The sequence below is a fragment of the Ruegeria sp. BF7 genome (assembly GCF_056538605.1).
On sequence record NZ_JBQFTM010000004.1, the window covers coordinates 210,249 to 230,586 of the forward strand.

Genomic DNA, 20,338 nt, shown 5'->3' on the forward strand with positions numbered 1-20,338 from the left:
CATGGCCCGAAACGACCACCTTCTGTCCGTAGGAAACGAAGCGCTGACGCCGATGACCTCGGCGATGACGGCGCTGACGGCGCAGATCGACCAGCTGACTGAGGTGGCAGATGCACGATCCTCGGCGCGGCTTGCGACGCTCAAGACGCGTATGGAGAACTTTACGGCCAGTGTGACGTTGGTCGGGCAGGTCAAGGCCGGCAAATCCTCGATCGTGAACATCCTTGCGGGGCGCCCTGCCCTGTTGCCCTCGGATGTGAACCCGTGGACCTCGGTGGTGACCACGTTGAACATCAACACCCGCACCGAAGGCGACAAAAAGGCCAAATTCACTTTCTTTGAACAAGAAGAGTGGGACAACCTGATGGTCGGCGGTGGCCGATTGGGCGAACTGGCCAACCGGGCTGGCGCCGATGATGAAATGGAGGATATCCGCCGTCAGATTGGCGAGATGAAGGCCAAGTCCGAAGCGCGTCTTGGTCAGCATTTCGACCTGATTCTGGGGCAAAGTCACCAGTATGACTATTTCGACGACGAACTGATCCAGCGCTATGTCTGTCTGGGCGATGAAGACGACCCGGATATCAACCCGAAAACCGGGCGCTTTGCAGACGTCACCAAGTCTGCGGAACTGTTCATGGATATCCCGCAATACCCGATCTCACTGAAACTGTGCGATACGCCCGGCGTGAACGATACCTTCATGGTACGCGAGCAGATCACCCTGCGCAGCCTTCGCGGGTCCGAGGTTTGCGTCGTTGTGCTGGCGGCCAGCCAGGCGCTGACCACGATGGATATGGCGTTGATGCGGATCATCGCGCAGTTCGAAAACCGTCAGATCATCCTGTTCGTAAACCGGATCGACGAGCTGTCCGACCCGGTCAATCAGGTGCCCGAGATTCGGGATCGGGTTTACGACACGTTGAAGCAGAACAATATCGACACCAACACCAGCGTTGTGTTCGGCAGCGCAATCTGGGCCGAGGCAGCCCTGACCGGGAATCCGGATATCCTGTCGGAAGAATCCCGTCAGGCCCTGAACACCTTCTACTTGGCCGCCGGGTTCGGCGACCAAGCCCCCTCGCTCGACAAGATCTGGGCGCTTTCTGGCTTGCCCGACCTGTTGCTGGCCATGAATGAACGTATCGCCGAAGGGGCAGGCAATCGCTTGCTAGACCGCGTTCGCCATCGTGCGCGCAACATCGCAAGCCAGATTCGGGCGACTGCGGTGGCGAAGAACTTGTCCGACGGCCAGGGCGTGGTGCGTGATCTGGACGGTGTATCCCCGGAAGAAGCCATCGCCAAGGTAACCGAGGAATATGAAAAGAAGACCGCAGAACTGACGACCGCGCTGCGCGACAAAGTGTTGGAGCGGTTGAAATCGGCTGAAACGAACTTTGTCAAACGGGCTACGGACTCGTTGATTTCGCATCTGGAACAGAATGGCGAGGAAGGCACCTGGCAGTATGATCCGGCCGGGCTGCGCACCTTGCAAAAGGCTGCCTATTTCAGCTTTTCCCGCGCAATGCGCAAAGATGCGGGTGCGCTTTACAGCGCCGCTGCGACAGATGTCGAGGCATTGTACCAAAAGCTGCTGGGCAACCATCTGGGTGAGTTCAGCATCGAAGCCCCCATCGTGCCTCGCGTGCCGCCACCTCTGGGAATCGGCCGCACCATCGCGCTGGATTTGCAAAGCACCTGGTGGCGCCGCTGGTGGCAACGTCGCAAAGGGTTCGAGGCCTATGCTGCAGACTACACGCGCCTGATCGCATCCGAGGCGAACTCAATCACCAAAGACCTTGAGGAAAACCAGATCGCGGCCGTTCTGGAAAACGTTCGGGCTGGCCTGTCCGACTTCCTGCGCGAGCAGAAAGAGACTCTGCTGAACATTTCGGCCTCGGCTGAGCAGGATCCGAACCAGGCGGCCCTGATGGCGGGCATGACTCCCAAAAAATCCCGCGACGATATCCTGGGCGACATCCTGAAAGATCTTAGTAACGAGGCAGCATAAGTAGCGATATGGCAAAAGATACACAAACCCGCTTCGTCTCTCCTAAGGCTTGGGAACGCATCGAACAGTGGTCCCGTCGCAAACCTATCTTTGCGCTGATGGGAGAATTCAGCGCCGGAAAATCGACGCTGATGAATTTTCTGCTGCGCACGCAGGCGCTGCCGACACAAGTCACCGCCACGCAACTGCCGCCCGTCTGGTTTAGCTGGGGAAAAAAATCGGCCTATGTCCAACGTCCCGATGGGACCCGCGAGAGCATCACTCTGGATCAGTTGGACACCGTCGGTGTCAACGATGCGCAATTCGTGCGCATCTTCCTTGAGGCCGACATTCTGGAAGCGGTGGACCTGATCGACACTCCCGGTATCTCTGACCCGAAGATTTCCAGCGATGTCTGGCGCCGCGCGGTCGGGCAAGCGAATGGTGTTTTGTGGTGTACCCATGCGACTCAGGCGTGGCGCGAGACCGAACGTGCGACATGGATGTCTTTGCCGGAGCGGCTGCAGCACAACTCTTTGCTGCTGGTAACCCGCGCCGACGTGCTGGGTGCGAAAGACCGCCAAAAGGTGCTGCGACGGGTTAACCGTGAAGCGGGTCACTTGTTCAACCGTTCGATCCTGTTCTCGGCTCGAGATGCGATCATCGCCCGGGATAAGAGCGGCGATGCCGAACAGTGGGCGCGCAGTGGCGGCGGCAAGATGGTGGACAGCTTTCTTCAGATCACCGAACAGATCATGGACAGCCGCGCCGATATGCTGACGCGCTACCAGATCGACAACGGCTTGACAGCGGGCACACCTGTGCAGCCGATCCGCCCGAAACGAATGGTGGAACAGACCGACGAACCATCACCGCTTAAACTGGTGAACCCCGTTCCCACGGCCAACAAGCAAGATGAAGTCATCAGCTTTCCCATCCGCCCGGCCCGTGTCGAGCGCCGTACCGAAGATACCAGCCGCGAAGAACGCATCGACGCCGCAGAAGCCGAGCGCCTGCGCGCCGAAATGGAGACTGAATCTCCGGTGTCAGAGCCGCAACCGGAAACCGAAGGTGACGATCTGCGTTCCTTTTTCCGAGACACCGAAAGCAACAGCCTGAATCTGGCCGAATACAAGGAAACGCTGGCAGAAGAAGACCCGTTTGATCTACTGGATGATGACGAGTTCGAAATCGACACAAGCCTTGCGGCTGAACCTGTTGATACCCAGGAGGAACCCGCCCTAACAGAATCAGACCCGTTCATGGAGTCGATGGAAGACAAACTGGCAGACACACCAGAACAGGATCGGGCATCCGTCGAAGAGCCGGATGTACAGCGTGCTGAGGTTTCGGTGTCGTCGATTGCCGCTTTGCTGGCTGAGCAGTCGAATGGCACCGAGGATGAGTATGAGCCAGAGCCCGAATCCAGTGGCCTCGTGAACATGCAGGTTGTTCCCGTGCCCAACGGTGCGACAGCCGAAGACCCCGCTCCGTCGGGTGACACTGATGAAGGTCAAGAAATCTTACTGAACGTTTCGACCGACACTCCGCTCAGTGCGGCGTCCATGTGGCGCGACATCGCTGCGGGCGAGGATTTGCCGAACGATGTCGAAGGCATGAAGAAAGTGTTCGTTGCGTTCCTCGAGGAATTCGACCAGATCGCAGTCGAGCATTTTGCGCGCCGTGCCAAGGGGGCGGTTCGCCCCGTTCCCAATGCTGCGGAAAACGGCGGAGCAGAATTCCGTGTGTTATGAGCAGAACCTCAGGTAGCAAGCGATGACGATCGAAACCGCATTGAACACCGCGATGGATACCATACCCGACTGTATTGCAGCCGGGTATGTCGACATGGAAACGGGGATGTTGCTTGGGACCAACACCCAGGACCCGGGCAGCGCGGACGTTCTGGACAGTCTCGCCCTTGCCGTGGCTAACCTGTTCCAAGGGCGCGGCGTAAAAGCCTTCGAGGACTTGTTGCGCGCGGCTGGCGTCGAAGAGGTCGACAACCCGGGATTTGGGGAAATCGCGGTGTTTTCGAATGATCGGCTCAATATCTTTCTGCGGACCCGGGAGTATCCCGATCATGTGGTCTGCTACATCTGTCGCAGCAGCGCCAATGTCGGGTTGGCGCTGACAAAATCGCATCTCAGCCTGGGGTCAGTCGCGGCCGCAGTCTAAACCGGACCAGAGGGGGTCACGGCATGATGGATACGGACATACTTGAGTTGCTCGACAACATCGGGCGCTCGTCTGTGGCACGCCTGAATCCGGCGGTCACAGTTCCCGGGGAAACCGCCCGGATTCGGCGCAAAAAGGTGCTGCACACCATTCGCGGCACCATTCTGCCGCGCCGCCTGGAATTCACTGCTGCCGATGGTCATTGCCTTGCCATTGAAGTCAACAGCTCTCGGATCACAGACGTGTTCCGGGTTCAGTCCGGCATCGCTCCAGATTTCGAAACCGAATCCCGCGAGGAACTGGCTGACAAGCTGGCCAAACTGGTGACCGACATCGCCGCCGCCCCCGCCCCGTTGGAGCTGATTTCGCTGCAACCCGACACTGCACTTGAGGCCGACGATGTGGGCATCACATTCAGCGAGATCGAAAGCGCCTGCGAGAAAATAGAACTGCCAGCTGACCCGGTCATTTCCATCGTTCCGGACGAGCCGGAGGAAGCCACGCCCGTCGACGAAGCACCGGTGGAAGAGCCCGCCGACTGTCTGGCCCAAAAGTTCTACGATGGATCACAGCGATTTGCTCAGGGCCGGGTTCTGGCCAACGGCGCCGATGGGGAACCGTTGCGCATGGATGGCACCTGTGACGAAGGGGAAGCTCTGCACCCCGGTTCCGACCTGCTGGCCCGTTTCGCCCTCGACCTTGCTGGGTGGGATGGCGACACGGCTTCTGTAATGGACCAACCGCAGTTAATTGTCATGCGGCCTTCCGGTGGCAAGGGCGCCGGGTTGGCCATTTTGAACGATGGTAAGAGTTTTGCAGTCGCCGTCCACGAGGCACGCAAACTGGGTGCCGTTGTCAACCTGTGGGCCACTCTGAAAAGGCCAGACGGATGATTACGCCCCTTTCGTTCAATTTTTCGATGAATTCGATCCGTGATTACAAGTTACCAGGGTAAGTTTTATGAGTGAAAACAATCGTCGCGAGTTAATCCGTATTGCCGAGGACATGAGCGGCGCCTCGAATGATGAGACCCGTCAGTTCATCTCACGCATTGTCAGTGATCTGACAAATCTGAAACCCTCGATTGCCTTTGTCGGGCAGATCAAGGCGGGCAAATCCCGTCTGATTAACGGCTTCACCGGTCAGGCCGAATACCTGCCGTCGGACGTGAACCCCTGGACAACGGTGATCACCGACATGCATTTCGGCCACCCCTCGGGGCGGACCTCGGGGGCCGAGTTCCATTTCTTCGACAACCGCCAATGGCAGGCACTGATCGCCGAAGGCGAAGAGCTGCGCAACATGTTCCCCGATGACGAGGACAGCTATAAGCGCGAGATGATCGAAGAGCAGGTCGAGGCGATGAAAACCCGCGCAAAGCTGCGTCTGGGCGAAAGCTATAAGCACCTGCTTGGCCAGCATCACGATCTTGACGAACTGAACTCGGACGATCTGGCGCGCTATGTCTGTGCTGGTGACGACCCGACCGAAGAGGGCGAACACGACCCGGGTTCGGATCGCGGCCTTTACAGCGACATCACCCGCAAGGCCGAGGTTTATTTCGACATCGGTCACTTTCCGTTTCCGCTGACAGTAACCGATACGCCGGGCGTCAACGACCCGCTGCTGATCCGCGAGGAAATCTCGCGCCAGTACCTCAAGGAATCCGACTTCTTTGTGGTGGTCCTTTCGGCGCATCAGGCCCTATCGCGGGCGGACCTGAAACTGTTTCGCCTGATGCAGGCGTTGGAGCTGGGTCAGATAGTGGTCTTCATCAACCGCGTCGACGAGTTGGGCGGCGGTGCCGAAGATGCAGGCAAGGTCCGGGCCGACGTGATGGAGGGCCTGGAAAAAGCTCTGGGAAATTCGGACATCGACGTATTGATGGGCAGCGCGCAATGGGCGCATTACGCGCTGACCGGCGACGAGACCGGCATCAACCATGATGAAGTTCTAGCCTGGCTGCGGGCGCATCCGGAACAGATGACGCAATATCTGGACGGTGTGGAAGAGATCAAACAGGGTCCCGGTCCGATCAGCCGCGAAGGTGTGCTGCGCTTTGCTGCAATGATCGCTTCGGGCCTGCCGGACCTGCGCCGACATGTGACCAGTGCACTGACCGAGGGCCCGCGCAACGAACAGCTGCGAATGGCGTGGCAGCATCTCAATACCTTTGCGCAAGGCGAGGTCGAGCGCAGCAGGGCGCATCTGCGCGCCATTGAGGACGAATCGACCCCCGCCGCCGAAAACAATGATGAAAACGACAAGACTCTGACGGATCTGCGCGCGCTTGTTGCCGACAAGACTGCCAGGATCATCAATGATATGGACGATGTTCTGGCCAATTTGCGCGGCGTCATGGACGACACCGTGGCCGAAGCCGTATCGGTCGTGGTGCGGGGGCCGAACGGGGATTCCCCGCTGTTGGCAAAGGGTGGTGACACCGAACTGAACTTCACCCCGTTGCGTGACCGAATGCGCGAGCTTGTGCAGGGGGCCACACAGGTTGTACGTCAACGGATGCTCAGCGAGTTGTATACGGTCGACATGCAAAGCAACGCAGCGCTGCGCGCCCTGCCCGGCTGGCAGGATCCAACCGACAACCGCATGAACACCAGTGCGGTGCGGTGGTTCCGCCCGGACACCACTGCGCTGACGCGGGGTATCACGGTTGAATTGCGGGTCAGCTGGTTGTCGCGCCTGATCTCACGCAAGAGCGTCGTGACCCGCGCCGAGCGCATGATCGTGCAGGAATTCGAGATGATCGGCGATGATCTGGTGGACACTGCGCGCAGCGATCTGCTGGAACGTCTGAACACAGTTCTGGATCACTACATGGCCTTGCTGGCCGGACATCTTGAACATCGGTCCGGAAGCGGCGAAACCAACGAGCGGGCCCAGGCGCAAGAGGCCTTTGACCACGCGCAGCGCATCACCGAAGAACTGGGCGCCGTCTTTGGCCCGGATGACATTGACAAACGATTAGCAGAGGCTGCGGAATGATCGAATTTCCCGGAACCGAACAGGAAGTAAGACAACTTGAACGCTTTCTGACCGCGACCGAAAAGATGCCGGCCGACACGGTGCTGGACGAGATGCGCGAGCGCGCACTTGCCCATGCCGGGCGGCTGTCCAACGCGGTCAACATCGGTTTTGCCGGGGAATTCGGGGCTGGCAAATCCAGCCTCGCCAACATGCTGGCCGGGGCGGACATTCTACCAACCGGGCCGCAGCACCTGAAGCTGCCGCTGGTAATCGTCGCTTATTCCGAGACACCGGAAACCACCGTCGGCTGGTGGGATAAAGAACCCAAGACCTATTCCGGAATTGCGTTGGAAAAGGCCGCTGCAGATGCGCCTGATTTCATCTCGGTCGGCCTGAACACCCCTGCCTTGCAGGAGATATCGCTGTTTGACCTGCCCGGAACCGGAGCATTGGACGATACGTACAAAGAAACCCTCGATTTGCTGAAATTCGTGGATTGCGCGATCTGGTGCACCAATGGCACCAACGCATGGCGCGAGACCGAACGTCATCTCTGGACAAAGGTGCCACAGGAGCTGCAAGCCAACAGCCTGCTTGCGGTCACTCATGCCGATCTGCCACCGGTCCGCGATGCGCTGGACCGGGTTCTGTCGCGTCTCAACAAGGAAAAGGGCGATCTGTTCCGCTCGGTCGTGCCAATCGGTACGCCGGTGGCCGTGCGCGCCATGGCACAAGAGCCCGAACCGGATTTTGCCCTTTGGGAAACCTGCGGCGGTCAGAACCTGGCTGAGCAGGTTCTTCAGATCGCATCCGACAGACGTCTTGCCGATCTGGAGGCCGCGCGCACCGATTTGAAACAGGACTTCCTGCCCTTTCTGGAAACACTGGCGGGCCCGGAGGCTGAGACGCCGCTGCCCGACACCGCATCCGTGCACGCCGTCTTGGAATCCGCGCTGCCTCCTTTGGAAAACCCGATCCTCGAGGACTGGCTGGCCGCGATCGCAAGCATCTACGAAGATCTGCGCGAATCGTCCGATATCGAACCGTCGGCCTTCCTGCACTCGTGTCAGGAAATCGTCGAAGATTTCGCCGAGCGCCTTGAGCAAGGCGGTGAGATCGACCCGAAGGCCGACTGGATACCAGGCGAGTTCGAAAAAGCAACGGACCTGTTGTTGCTGTTGCAATTCGAAAGCGGCGACGCCCCCCTGAAAGACGCGATCAGTATCCTCGCGCAACTCAGCGACAATTTGGCTTGGGCAGGCAGCCGGGTGGATTCGGTGCAACCGAAAACCGGAACCTGACAATTTCTCCTTAAGATTGCGCCGCGACTCGGCGAATCGAGACCCATGGAATCGGGTCTCGAATGTATCGACTCCGTTGACCAAGCGGAGACAAAGAGTCGATCCGTCTGCATTTTGTGCAAATCTTTTTTCAACATGTAGTCGTTCAATAGTCACGAAATACAACATGTAGTTATTTCATGAAAACGGTCCTTAGTGAAGCCATCAGGCGGCCCCAATAAAGTCAAATTTGAAACGTCTAACCGTCTCAAGTGTCCTGCGGTTGTGTTTGGTTGCGAGTTCACGGGCGAGTTTGCCCAGTTAAGAAAACCGCAAAACGATCAGAACGGGCGGAAAGAAATGAGCCACAACCAGGCGGTCGGTGCATCGCACGACGAACCGAAAATCGAAGGACTTCAACCCGGCGCCAAGCTGTTGCGCGGACAGTACGAGATCCTGCGTTACCTCAGCAACGGCGGGTTCGGAATTACCTATCTGGCGCGGGACAGCCTGGAACGCGACGTGGTGATCAAAGAGTGCTTTCCAGGCGCATTGTGTCACCGCAACGGCAATCTGGTCGAACCGGCCGATCCCGGACATACGGAAGACCTGCGCGCGATAATAGACCTGTTTATTCAAGAGGCGCGCAACCACGCACGTCTGGTTCATCCCAACATCGTCGACGTCCATCAGGTGTTCGAGGACAACGACACCGCCTATATCGCGATGGACTTCATCAAGGGCTGCGACCTGCTGGATTACGTCGAAAACACTGACAACAAAACCGGCCCCGATTTCATCGTCCAGGTCACGGAAAAGATGCTGTCAGCGGTATCTTTCATCCACCAGAGCGGAATGCTGCACCGGGACATCTCGCCCGACAACATTCTGATTGATGAAAACGGTGACCCGGTTCTGATCGACTTTGGCGCGGCGCGCGAACAGGCTGCAAATCAATCTGCGGCCCTGCTAACCCTGCGTGTGATCAAAGACGGGTACTCGCCGCATGAATTCTATGTGCGCGGCGCCGAACAAGGCCCCAGCAGCGACCTCTATGTGCTGGCTGCCACGCTGTATCACGCCATCAGCGGCGAGCGCCCGATTGACGGCCAAACCCGCCTGAACGCCTTCAACAACAGTCAGCGAGACCCCTACGCCCCTCTGGCCGGGCGGTTCAAAGGCTATCCCGAGGGGTTCCTTGAAGCGATCGACAAGGCGATGGAGGTGCACGTCACCGACCGTCTGCAAAGCGCGCTGGATTGGTTGCGCATGTTCCGCGGCCCGGGCGTCATGTTCGATACGTTCGACTACCGCCCGGTCTCGGTCATCGTGGCCATGGACCGCAAGGATGAAGAGGCCGAAAAGGCCCGGATTAAGGCCGAAAGCGAAAATGCCGAAGCTGTGGTCACCGCCCTTCTGGCCGGAAATGCCGATCTGGCCTTGGGCAATGAAGACAAGAACGAAGATGAACTGGCCAAGTTCACACCCAGGGAAGAAGCTGCAGTTGCGGTCGATACCGTGGTTAAAAGCGGATCGGGTGGCAGCGGCAAACTGATTGCCGGTGCAGCTGTCATTGCAGTTGGTCTGGCAGCGGGCGGTTACTTTCTGATGTCCGGTGAAAAAAGCGAACCGGCACAGGATGTTGCAGTAGCATCAGCACCTACAGCTCCAGAAACAGAAGAACAGGTGGCAGTAACGCAAGAACCTGTCGAGCAGGTCGCCACCACAGATAATTCGCCGGAACAGGCTGATCCGGCACCAGTTAAGGCAGAAATACCTCAGGCGCCTGTCGAGCAGACACAGGACCAATCGGTTGATCCGGAACAGGCCCGGACAGCCGAACCTGCGCCAGTGGTTTCAGTGCCTCCGGCAGAAACACAGATTGCATTCTCGCATTGGGATGTCGAAATACCGTTCCAGACATCCAGGCGCCGGGCATCAACTGGCAGCATCATCGCTGTGACCGGTGTTGATCCGGCGCAGGACATGTCCGTGATTGGTGACTGGGTCAAACGCGGCGATGCGATTTACACCCTGAACGGAGAGCCGATCCGCGACAACACGAGCTTTGCCGCGCAGGTGCTAAGCGACCTGGCAATTGATCCCGACGGCTATATCCGCGTGACCGCCCGCTACCGCCCACTGGGCAAAACCCTTGCTCAGAACGGGTTGTTGGCCCTGCCCGCCATCCGCGTGATCGGTTTGGAAAACGGCTACGGTTTTACCGTTCGCAATGAGGATGGTCAGAGCTGGACGACGGTAGTCACCACCATTTCAGCGGATGCGGCCGGCGATCTGCAGCGCGGCGATGTTCTGATCTCGGAAGCGCAAACCGGGGCAGCCATCGACGGGCAGGAAAGCCTGGATGCTATGCTGAGCGCTCTGGTCGCAGAGAAACAGGCGCAGGCACGCCTGACCGTGATGCGCGATGGCGTCCAGACGGATGCCGTGATGCAGCTGAAGCAGGAGTAATCTGACCGGTCGCAAGTGATCTACCGCAAGTGAAAACTGAGGGTGGTGCTCGGAAATCCATCACCCTGACGGGGACCGGCCCGTCGCGATAGATAAAAGTTGGTTTGATTTCCGCATCATAAGTGCCGTTGTGCCATTGCGCGCAGAGGCGAATAGCAGCCCCGCAGGACGCAGGTTCTGTGAAAGAAAGCAAAGGTATCGACGCCATGTTCAAATACAAAAGCCCTCTTAGCCGGCTGCTCGAAGGTGCCGGCAAAGCCAAGGAACCCGAAGCCGAAACCACGGTGGAAGAAGAAGCTGCAGCGTCCGAGACCGAAAAGCCCCAGCCGATTGCGGATTTCAACGCACTGCGCGCTGCTTTGGGCGGTGGCAATATGTCTACGTCATCGGAAAACTACGACGACGCGGATGACCTGATTCCCGAAGAAGAGATGCCCGAGTTTTCGGAAGACGAGGCCGTAGTGGACGTCGTGACTACCGAGGTTGTCACCGAAACGCAGGACAACATTTTCGAGGCTCCAGAAGCTCAGCCTGAACTGGAAGAGCCGGTTGTGACCCTGCACGTCGCCACCGAGGAAGACGCCGTAACCGAGCAACCGGTTCAAGAAGAACAGGTTGTTGAAGTGATCGTTGAAACTGTTGAAACCGATCAACCAGCGCAGATGGCAGAGGTCGCAATCACACCCGAAGTGGCGGTCGAGCCTGCACCGGAAGTTCAGCCGGAACCAGTACAACAGGCCGCGGCGCCGGCCCCTGCAGAGGATCGTCGTGGTCGAGTCAAGACCACGTTCCTGGGCTTTGAACGCGCGGACACCCACGTTCAGGACCTGATGGAAAGCTCGGAACCCGTTGCCAAGACCGAAGCCGCGCAAGAGACGTTTCCAGTTGGATGGCTGGTCGTGACCGCAGGCCCGGGCCGGGGCGCATGCATCACGCTGACCGAAGGCCTGATGCAGATTGGCCGCAACGATGATCAGGCCATTCAACTGGACTTTGGCGACACCGGTATCTCGCGCAGCAGCCATGCGGTGATCGCTTACGACCCCGAGGACCGCAAATGCTATCTGGGACACGGCGGCAAGGCCAATCTGGTGCGCCTGAACGGCAAACCGGTTCTCAGCACTGTTGCACTGTCCAGCGGCGACCTCATCCGCATCAGTGAAACCTCGATCCGCTTTGCCGCCTTCTGTGATGACGGCTTTGACTGGCGGGATGCCTGATAGATGCTGGCGCAACCGGCATATGATATCGCGCTGATCCTGGATCAGGGTCAACGCGAGTCGCAAGAAGACGCGATTGCCGCGCGCATGTTCGATGCAACGGATGCTGGCTATGTTGTGATTGCGGACGGTATGGGCGGCCACGCAGCCGGTGAGGTTGCTTCGGAACTTGTGGTTGCTGCTTGGCGCGAGTCTCTGGACGCCGAGCTTGAGAATACCCCCCTGTCCGAAGCGGCGGTGGCCGATGCATTGCCACTGGCAGCAATGCAAGCCAACGCCGCGATTGCAGCCCATTGCGAAGGCAAGGATGGTGAATTCAACATGGGGTCGACCCTGACGGGGCTGTTGCTGCTGGGGCAACGCGCCTTCTGGATCTCGATCGGCGACAGCCCTTTGTACCTGTTCCGCAATGGGGTTCTGAGCCAGATCAACGAAGATCACTCCATGGCACCGGTGATCGACGCGCAGGTGGCCGAGGGCAAACTGACCGAGGCCGAAGCACAGGCACATCCCGACCGCAACCAGCTGACCTCGGTCATCATGGGGGCAGAGATACCCAAGGTCGATTGCCCCGAAGAGGCGCTGGAGTTGACCGCATCGGATGTACTGATCCTGGGCAGTGACGGGCTGCAATACCTCAGCGATACCGAAATCCAGACCGTCGTGCAAAGCAACGCACACGCCTGGGCGCAGGATATCGCCGACGCGTTGTGGCAGGCCCTTCGGGCCAAAGACGATCCGGATCAGGACAATGCCTCAATCGGCGTTGTGAAACTTATAAAAAACTAACCAAGGCAAAGCTACAGGACCCATGAAACCCCATCTGTTCATATCTAGCCTGGCACTTACTGCCGCTGCCGGTGCGGCCTCGGCGCAAGAGGCGTGTTCGACCTATGAAATCCAGCGCGGCGACAGCCTGCGCGAGTTGGCCATCGAAGTGTATTCGACCGAGGATTTCCGCATCATTTTTGACGCCAACCGCGATGTGATCGGCAACAACCCGAACATCATCCGTGTGGGCGACGTACTGACACTGCCCTGTCTCGAAGAGATCGGGCGCGCGCCAACGTCACCGCAGACAGAGGCCGAAGCAATGGCTGCCGAAATGGCTGCCGAGTTAGTCAAGGCTGCGGAAAAACGCGCCGAGAAGGCCATCGCCGACGCCGAAGCCCGGGTTGCCGAGGCCGAAGCCGAAGCCAAAAAGGCCAGCGAAGACGCCGTGATTGCCGCCAAGGCCGAGGCCAAAAAGGAAATCGAAGCCGCCCGTGCCGAGGGGGCCGCCCTGATCCGCAACGCGGATGACGGTGAGCGACCGGAAATCCGGGATCGCCAATTGCTGCTGATCACTGGCGGCAACTATGCGCCTTTCACCGATGAAGCCCTGCCCAATCGCGGCCTCTATACCAATCTCGTGGAAACCGCGATGCTGCGGGCCGCGCCCGAACAGGGCTACAAGATCCAGTTCGTCAACGACTGGTCTTCGCATCTGGACCTGCTGATGCCGACCTTGGCTTTCGACGCCACCTTCCCCTGGTCGCGCCCGGATTGCGAAGAGGCCTCGGCGCTTTCCGAAAAGGACCGCGATCGTTGTGATACCTACAATTTCTCGAACCCGTTCTACGAGGTTGTGGATACATTCTTTGCCCGCGAGGGCTCGGGTTATGAGCAGACTCTGACCTATGCCGACTTTGCAGGCGCCACGATTTGTCGTCCCGAAGGCTGGTCGCTGTCGCATATGGATACGGTCGGCCTTTACGAACCCGCAATCACTCTGATGCGCCCCGTTTCACCGGATGACTGCTTTCACGCGGTCATGGAAGGCAAGGCCGACATCGTGGCAATCGAAGCCCATCTTGCGGTCGAAGCAATCGGACGACTGGGATACGAGCACCGCATTATCGAAAACCCCAACCTAGCGGCCATAAAGTCGCTTAACGTCATGACCCACAAAGATAATCCGGATGGGGAAGCGATCCTTGAGACGCTCAACCAGGGTCTGGCGATCATGCAGCAATCTGGAGAGTGGCGAGATATCGTTTCAACCGCTCTGCGTCATCAAATGGAAAATGGCTAAGGCCCAACCGGCCTGACAACAAAAATGTCTGGAGGAAGTGGACATGTTAGAATTCAACCTGAAGAAAGTCGTGATATCGGCCACCGCCGTCACTGCCCTTAGCGCCGGAGCCGCTGCCGCGCAGGAAGCCTGTACAAACTATACCGTCGAGGACGGCGATACGATGGCAACCATCGCCATCGCGGCCTATGGCACTTCGAACTATCAGCCGATCTTCAACGCGAACCGCAACGTCATCACCAACCCAAACGATCTGGCGCCTGGTCTGGTTTTGGCCCTGCCCTGTGAAGACGGCAGCCTGCCAAACGGTCAGTCCGCTCAGGAAATCATTGCGGCCGAAGAAGCACGCGCGGCCAGTGTCAAACGTTCCAGCGTCTATCAGCCGCCGATCAAGCTGGTGACTGGTAATGGTTGGGCGCCATTCGCCGATGAATCGCTGAATGGTGGCGGCGCGATCACTCGTCTGGGTACCACAGCGCTGCAGCGTGGCGGCAACGCGCGTGACTATTCGGTCAGTTTCGTGGACGACTGGAATTCACACCTGGAAACGCTGCTGCCGCTGGGCGCATTTGACGTGTCGATGGCGTGGAACATGCCCGATTGCACCAACCGGACCTACGAATGGTCGTGGGAAACAGAAGTCCGTTGCACTCAGTTCGACTCGTCCGTTCCGGTTTACGACATCGTTGTCGGCTTCTACACCCTGCCGGAAAGCGACTACGCAGGCGCCACCACTTTTGGTCAGCTGGAGGGCGCAACTATCTGCCGTATGGATGGCTGGTTCATCCACGACCTCGAACAGGAAGGCCTGCACAACGGCACCTCTATGACCCTGATGCAGCCAATCACCGCACGTGAATGCCTTGACGCGGTTCTGACAGGTACTGCTGACGTTGCAACCTTCGAAGTGCAGCTGTTCTCAGACACCATGGTGGAAATGGGTCTTACTTCGAACGACCTGGTGGAAAACCCGTTTGTGACATCTCTGTCCTCACTGCGTTTCATCAGCCACCGCAGCAACCCGTTTGGCAAACAGTATCTGGCGATGCTGAATAAAGGCCTGAATGAAATGCGGGAATCCGGCGAATGGTACGCCATCGTTTCGGACACGCTGCGCGAGCACAACGAGAAACTGATGGCAGCGTCGAACTGATCCCTCGGTTCACCTGACTACCAAGGGGCTGGTCTTAGGACCGGCCTCTTTTTTGTCTGGAACCTTCCATGTCCGCGATCTTGCCGGAGGCAACTACGGGAAACCCCTAATACCCTGAATCGTAGAAAGTGTTAGTCTGAAAACAACTATACCGGTGAGGCCTAGCCTCCCCACTCACTCAAAAAGGGGCTGACTTTGGGGGTCAGCCCCTTTTTCCATTCAAAGCTTTGATCTGAAACGTAAAAAGCCACGCCTTGGGGCGTGGCTCTACACAATCAGCCGATGATTGCGTTCAAAGTTGCGCTGGGACGCATCACTGCTGCGGTCTTGGCGGGGTCGGTGTGATAGTACCCGCCCAGATCAGCAGGCGCACCTTGTGCGGCGGCCAGTTCACCCAGGATCTGCACTTCCTTGTCGGCCAGCTCCTTGGCGACGGGCGCGAACTCAGCCGCCAGATCCGCATCGTCGGATTGCGCTGCCAGAGCCTCGGCCCAATAGCGTGCAAACCAATAGTGGCTGTCGCGGTTGTCCGGCTGTCCAACCTTGCGGCTGGGCGACTTATTGTTGTCCAGAATGCCTTGCGTAGCGCCCTCGGCCGCGGCACCCAATACACCCGCCTTCGCATTGCCCTTGCTGTCAGCTAGGAAGTTCAGCGATTCACCCAGTGCGCAGAACTCACCCATCGAGTCCCACCGCAGGTGGTTTTCTTCGACCAACTGCTGCACGTGTTTCGGGGCCGAACCACCGGCACCGGTTTCGAACAGGCCACCGCCATTCATAAGCTTGACGATGGACAGCATCTTGGCCGAGGTGCCCAGCTCCAGGATCGGGAACAGGTCGGTAAGGTAATCCCGCAGCACGTTGCCGGTGATCGCGATCGAGTCCTTTCCCGCCGTAATGGTTTCCAGAGACTGACGGGTTGCTTCGCGCGGTGCCATGATCTGGAACTTGTCAGCCACGCCAGCAGCCTCAAGCGCCGGTTTGACGTATTTGATCAGCTCAGCATCGTGGGCGCGGTTTGCGTCCAGCCAGAAGATCGCCTCGGATCCGGTCAGGCGCTGACGGTCCATCGCCAGCTGAATCCAGTTCTCGATCGGGGCCTTCTTTACGGTGCAGGACCGCCAGATATCGCCCATTTCAACCGCATGCTCGTGCAGTGTTTCGCCATTGGCCAAAACGACACGGATGGTTCCGTCTGCAGGGGCCTGGAACGTGGTCGGGTGCGAGCCGTATTCCTCAGCCTTCTGCGCCATCAGGCCGACGTTGGCGACAGCGCCGGCAGTGGCTGGGTTCAGTGCGCCATTGGCTTTGAAGAAGTTGATGGTTTCGTCATAGACACCGGCATAGCAGCGGTCCGGGATCACGCAGTTGGTGTCACCCTTGGCACCGGTCTCATCCCAGCCCTTACCGCCCGCGCGGATCACGGCGGGCATCGAGGCGTCGATGATCACATCCGACGGTACATGCAGGTTGGTGATGCCCTTGTCGCTGTCGACCATGTACATCGACGGACGCTCGCCTTTCAGAGCGTCGATGGCGGCCACGATCTCGGCGTTGTCTTTGACGCGATCCAGCAGGTCGCCCAGACCCGAGTTCGGATTTACACCCAGCGCGTCCAGTTCGGCACCGAATTTCTCGAACACCGGGGCAAGCCAGGCTTTGACCGCATAGCCAAAGATGATCGGGTCCGACACTTTCATCATGGTCGCTTTCATATGAAGCGAGAACATGGTGCCGTCTTTCTTGGTGTCTTCGATGGCATCAGCCAGGAACGAAGACAGGGCTTTGACCGACATGCAGGTCGCGTCCGCCACGGTGCCTTCGTCCAGCGTCCAACCGTCTTTCAGAACGGTCACGCTGCCGTCTTTGCCGACAAACTCGATCTTTGCATCACCGGCCTGCGCTGCAGTGATGGTGGCCGATTTTTCGTTTGCGTAGAAATCGTTATCCGACATCGACGACACTTTGGTTTTGCTGTCTGCGGACCATTCCCCCATCGAATGCGGGTTGTTCTGAGCGTAGTTTTTTACGGCCTTTGCTGCGCGACGGTCGCTGTTGCCTTCGCGCAGAACCGGGTTCACGGCCGAGCCCTTGATGGCATCGTAACGCGCACGGATCGCCTTTTCTGCGTCGTTCGCGGGTTCTTCAGGGTAGTTCGGGATGTCGTAACCTTGCGCCTGCAGCTCTTCGATCGCAGCAACCAATTGCGGGACCGAGGCCGAGATGTTCGGCAGTTTGATCACGTTGGCCTCGGGCGTTTTCACCAGCTCACCCAGTGCGGCCAGATCGTCGGTGATGCGCTGTGCATCGGTCAGGTTTTCCGGAAAGGTCGCCAGAATACGGCCCGCCAGCGAAATATCCTTGGTTCCGACGCTGACACCCGCGGCGCCGGCGAACTTGCGAATGATGGGCAGGAACGACGCGCTGGCCAGCTCGGGCGCTTCGTCTACAATGGTATACAATATATCGAAGTTCGATTTTTCTGCCATATTCTTTTACCTTTTTTAAGCCTTTCGGGGCGTGCGATCCAAGAGTGTGCCACGTATTCGTGGCTGCGGATGGGGCGCGAGAATCCTACCGCCCCAATGGTGACTCTGATTTGACAGGGCCTCCCTTAAAACAGGATGCGTTTCGGATCAATCCTCTAGTGGGGGCGCAAATTGACACGGGGTAACAGGTAATATCTGTTTTCCAAGAATTTGGGCGCAGCAGCCCCAGCATGACGGTCAGTCTTTGTTCGCCAAGCCGAAATCACTAAGTCCGCCCATATCCTCAACATGGTCCAGATAACGCAGTATGGTGTCTTCAAGGTGCGCGCGTGAACCTGCCTGAGCTTCCTCTGGAACCGGAACACCTGCCTTTTGGACCAGTCCCAAAAAAAACGTGCGACCGTTTTCCCCGGTGTCTCGCAGAAAACCATCTATCTCAGCTTTGGCCAGATCCCTTCGGCCAATCGCAGCATAGGTCGCCATACGAATAACCCATCGATCGCTCCGTCCAAAAACTCCCCAACTCAGCGCAGACTGATACAATTGCTCGACTATTGGCTGCCGGAAAGAATACAGTTCCGTAAATTTCCTGACATATTCAATGCCTTTGGCTTCATCCCCGATTTTAAGATGAATCAATGCAAGCGTAAAAGCTTCATTGGCGGGATCGAGTTTGCGTCTGGCTTGTTGAGACACCGCCGAAACTGCGGCTTCGACATCACCGGTATAGTTAATGGCCGTAAACAGCTGAAAATCAAAGACCCAGTCTGCGTCAGACCATCGATGACTGGCACGGTCAAGAAATGCAGTTACTTGTGTTAGTCCGCCAATTTCATAGTGTCGCTCCATCAAATACATGTAAGCTTCTGAAACATTGGGGTCGACATCCAGAACTTTTTCGCTCGCCACAATGGCGGCTTCAATGTCGCCACGGCTGTTTTCAATTCTGGCTACGTTAAGCAGACTGACTTTGTTTTCGAAATCAAGTGACAGTGCTTTGGCATTGTCTTGTTCAGCTCGCTCCAAATCACCCATTTTAATGAAAGCAAGAGCCCTACCCGCGAGGGCTGGAACAGAGTCCGGCTGAATCTCAAGAGCTTCGGTAAGATCCTGAGTTGCCGCTGTATACTGCTCGACGACGAAGCTCGCCGCTCCTCGAAAGAACAAAGCATCAAACCGGTCGTCCTCTGAAAGACCATCCATTTTCAGCAGCTGCGAACAAGCTTCGTAAGCTTCCGAAGGAGCCTCGTTGACTGTCTGACAATCATCCTTAAGTGCTTGCACTTTGGTTGACTCTTCGGCCCCTGCGCTAAGCGCGAAACCCAAAGAAGCCACTGCTACGACCGCTACGGTAAAACGAAATCTCACTGAACCCCAAAGCCCTTCATATTCAACTTACAGCAGCAATACAGAGGTGGGCACAAAAGCGAGTTTGGTCAAGCAGTTGCTCTAAATCCTGAACTGTGGGTCAGACGCCCCACGTGTCGCTCAACCGATACCCGCCGGGCCAGGGGTCGTCCGGGTCCAGCATGTGTTGGTGCGTGCCGGTGATCCAGCCTCGGCCGCTGATTTCGGGGATGATGGCTGGGCGGTCGCCGACTTGGGCTTGCTCGACAATCCGTCCGGTAAAGCGCGATCCGATGATCGAGACCGCCTCGAACGTTTGACCGACCGTCATTTGGCCCTTTGCGGCCATCAGGGCCATCCGCGCCGAAACCGCCGTACCGGTGGGGGACCGGTCAACCTTGCCCGGCTGAATGGCGACCGCGGATTTGCCGGTCAGGCCGGTTTCGGTTTCGTCCAGAGGCCCGCAAAAGGCGCAGAAGGAGATGTGATCCCAATCCGGGTTCTCGGGGTGGGTAAAGCCAAGCTGTTCATTGGCCGCGTTGGTGATGGCCACACCCATACGCGCGATGTCGCGGGCCTCGTCTTCAACGATCTCGAACCCCAGCGCCGCCGCATCGACCACCACGAAGCTGTCCCCGCCATAGGCGGTGTCCACGGTCAGGGTGCCGATGCCCGCAACCTCCAGCGGAATGGATATCTTGTCGGCAAAACTGGGCAGGTTTTGCACAAAGATGCGCTCGGCTTTGCCGTTTCGGCATTCGGCCCGGACCTTCACCAACCCACCGGGGGCCTCAAGCGTCATGAGGGTCTCGGGCTCTTGCATCGGAATGATCCCGCCATCCAGCAAAACGGTGGACACGCAGATCGAGTTTGAGCCGGACATGGGCGGCGTGTCTTCAGGCTCCATGATGATCAAGGCGGCGTCGGCGTCGGGATGTTTCGGCGGTACCAGTAGATTAACATGCCGAAACACGCCACCACGCGGCTCATTCAGCACGAAGTTTCGCAAGGTCTGGTCCTGCGCAATGAAGGCACGCTGTTCCCAGATGGTTTCTCCGGGCGGTGGCTGGACACCACCAACAATCACGTCACCCACCTCACCTTCGGCGTGGGCCGAGATCACATGAATGGTTTTGCAGCTGCGCATGTC

General features: G+C 58.1%; 14 protein-coding genes. 11 read left to right on the forward strand and 3 right to left on the reverse strand.

What is annotated here, in order from left to right:
• The first annotated feature begins 1 nt into the window (after position 1).
• The 11 genes from ACR0IK_RS11710 (at position 2) to ACR0IK_RS11760 (ending at position 15,352) form a co-directional block, all read left to right on the forward strand.
• Positions 2–2,011, forward strand: coding sequence for a dynamin family protein (locus tag ACR0IK_RS11710; protein WP_480641611.1), 2,010 nt, complete (start codon positions 2–4; stop codon positions 2,009–2,011).
• Positions 2,012–2,019: 8 nt separating this feature from the next.
• On the forward strand, positions 2,020–3,744 hold the full coding sequence (locus ACR0IK_RS11715) for a dynamin family protein (RefSeq protein ID WP_480591328.1): 1,725 nt from the start codon (positions 2,020–2,022) through the stop codon (positions 3,742–3,744).
• Between the two features lie 22 nt (positions 3,745–3,766).
• Entirely contained in the window at positions 3,767–4,168 is a 402-nt protein-coding gene (locus ACR0IK_RS11720; protein ID WP_480591331.1) for a hypothetical protein, read from the forward strand.
• A gap of 23 nt (positions 4,169–4,191) precedes the next feature.
• A complete protein-coding gene (locus ACR0IK_RS11725; protein WP_480641612.1) occupies positions 4,192–5,061 on the forward strand; it encodes a hypothetical protein in 870 nt (289 codons plus the stop codon).
• Positions 5,062–5,128: 67 nt separating this feature from the next.
• Positions 5,129–7,171 (forward strand): dynamin family protein, encoded by a 2,043-nt coding sequence (locus tag ACR0IK_RS11730; protein WP_480641613.1) that lies wholly within the window; start codon positions 5,129–5,131, stop codon positions 7,169–7,171.
• Positions 7,168–8,454, forward strand: a complete 1,287-nt coding sequence (locus ACR0IK_RS11735; protein WP_480591344.1) for a dynamin family protein — start codon at positions 7,168–7,170, stop codon at positions 8,452–8,454. The genes ACR0IK_RS11730 and ACR0IK_RS11735 overlap by 4 nt, the downstream gene beginning before the upstream one ends.
• A 339-nt stretch (positions 8,455–8,793) precedes the next feature.
• Positions 8,794–10,905 carry a serine/threonine protein kinase gene (locus ACR0IK_RS11740; RefSeq protein ID WP_480641614.1) on the forward strand — a complete coding sequence of 704 codons (2,112 nt, stop codon included), beginning with the start codon at positions 8,794–8,796 and terminating at the stop codon, positions 10,903–10,905.
• A 179-nt stretch (positions 10,906–11,084) separates the two neighbouring features.
• Positions 11,085–12,125 (forward strand): FHA domain-containing protein, encoded by a 1,041-nt coding sequence (locus ACR0IK_RS11745; protein WP_480641615.1) that lies wholly within the window; start codon positions 11,085–11,087, stop codon positions 12,123–12,125.
• Between the two features lie 3 nt (positions 12,126–12,128).
• The gene (locus ACR0IK_RS11750; RefSeq protein WP_480641616.1) at positions 12,129–12,914 is read left to right on the forward strand and encodes a PP2C family protein-serine/threonine phosphatase; all 786 of its coding nucleotides are present in this window, start codon (positions 12,129–12,131) and stop codon (positions 12,912–12,914) included.
• A 22-nt stretch (positions 12,915–12,936) separates the two neighbouring features.
• The gene (locus tag ACR0IK_RS11755) at positions 12,937–14,199 is read left to right on the forward strand and encodes a type 2 periplasmic-binding domain-containing protein (RefSeq protein WP_480641617.1); all 1,263 of its coding nucleotides are present in this window, start codon (positions 12,937–12,939) and stop codon (positions 14,197–14,199) included.
• Positions 14,200–14,242: 43 nt separating this feature from the next.
• Positions 14,243–15,352: a peptidoglycan-binding protein LysM gene (locus ACR0IK_RS11760; RefSeq protein ID WP_480641618.1), complete on the forward strand. Its 1,110-nt coding sequence runs from the start codon at positions 14,243–14,245 to the stop codon at positions 15,350–15,352.
• Between the two features lie 275 nt (positions 15,353–15,627).
• Here the strand turns inward: ACR0IK_RS11760 and ACR0IK_RS11765 are convergent, their stop codons facing one another.
• The 3 genes from ACR0IK_RS11765 to ACR0IK_RS11775 form a co-directional block, all read right to left on the reverse strand.
• Positions 15,628–17,841: an NADP-dependent isocitrate dehydrogenase gene (locus tag ACR0IK_RS11765; protein WP_480641619.1), complete on the reverse strand. Its 2,214-nt coding sequence runs from the start codon at positions 17,839–17,841 to the stop codon at positions 15,628–15,630.
• A 237-nt stretch (positions 17,842–18,078) separates the two neighbouring features.
• Positions 18,079–19,125, reverse strand: a complete 1,047-nt coding sequence (locus ACR0IK_RS11770; RefSeq protein ID WP_480641620.1) for a tetratricopeptide repeat protein — start codon at positions 19,123–19,125, stop codon at positions 18,079–18,081.
• A gap of 184 nt (positions 19,126–19,309) precedes the next feature.
• Positions 19,310–20,335, reverse strand: coding sequence for a trans-3-hydroxy-L-proline dehydratase (locus tag ACR0IK_RS11775; RefSeq protein WP_480641621.1), 1,026 nt, complete (start codon positions 20,333–20,335; stop codon positions 19,310–19,312).
• Between the last annotated feature and the right edge of the window lie 3 nt (positions 20,336–20,338).

What these genes read in the sequence shown, in the direction of transcription:
- ACR0IK_RS11710 (WP_480641611.1), top strand. Translation starts at nt 2, where the DNA reads ATGGCCCGAAACGACCACCTTCTGTCCGTAGGAAACGAAGCGCTGACG.
- ACR0IK_RS11715 (WP_480591328.1), top strand. Translation starts at nt 2,020, where the DNA reads ATGGCAAAAGATACACAAACCCGCTTCGTCTCTCCTAAGGCTTGGGAA.
- ACR0IK_RS11720 (WP_480591331.1), top strand. Translation starts at nt 3,767, where the DNA reads ATGACGATCGAAACCGCATTGAACACCGCGATGGATACCATACCCGAC.
- ACR0IK_RS11725 (WP_480641612.1), top strand. Translation starts at nt 4,192, where the DNA reads ATGATGGATACGGACATACTTGAGTTGCTCGACAACATCGGGCGCTCG.
- ACR0IK_RS11730 (WP_480641613.1), top strand. Translation starts at nt 5,129, where the DNA reads ATGAGTGAAAACAATCGTCGCGAGTTAATCCGTATTGCCGAGGACATG.
- ACR0IK_RS11735 (WP_480591344.1), top strand. Translation starts at nt 7,168, where the DNA reads ATGATCGAATTTCCCGGAACCGAACAGGAAGTAAGACAACTTGAACGC.
- ACR0IK_RS11740 (WP_480641614.1), top strand. Translation starts at nt 8,794, where the DNA reads ATGAGCCACAACCAGGCGGTCGGTGCATCGCACGACGAACCGAAAATC.
- ACR0IK_RS11750 (WP_480641616.1), top strand. Translation starts at nt 12,129, where the DNA reads ATGCTGGCGCAACCGGCATATGATATCGCGCTGATCCTGGATCAGGGT.
- ACR0IK_RS11755 (WP_480641617.1), top strand. Translation starts at nt 12,937, where the DNA reads ATGAAACCCCATCTGTTCATATCTAGCCTGGCACTTACTGCCGCTGCC.
- ACR0IK_RS11760 (WP_480641618.1), top strand. Translation starts at nt 14,243, where the DNA reads ATGTTAGAATTCAACCTGAAGAAAGTCGTGATATCGGCCACCGCCGTC.
- ACR0IK_RS11765 (WP_480641619.1), bottom strand. Translation starts at nt 17,841, where the DNA reads ATGGCAGAAAAATCGAACTTCGATATATTGTATACCATTGTAGACGAA.
- ACR0IK_RS11775 (WP_480641621.1), bottom strand. Translation starts at nt 20,335, where the DNA reads ATGCGCAGCTGCAAAACCATTCATGTGATCTCGGCCCACGCCGAAGGT.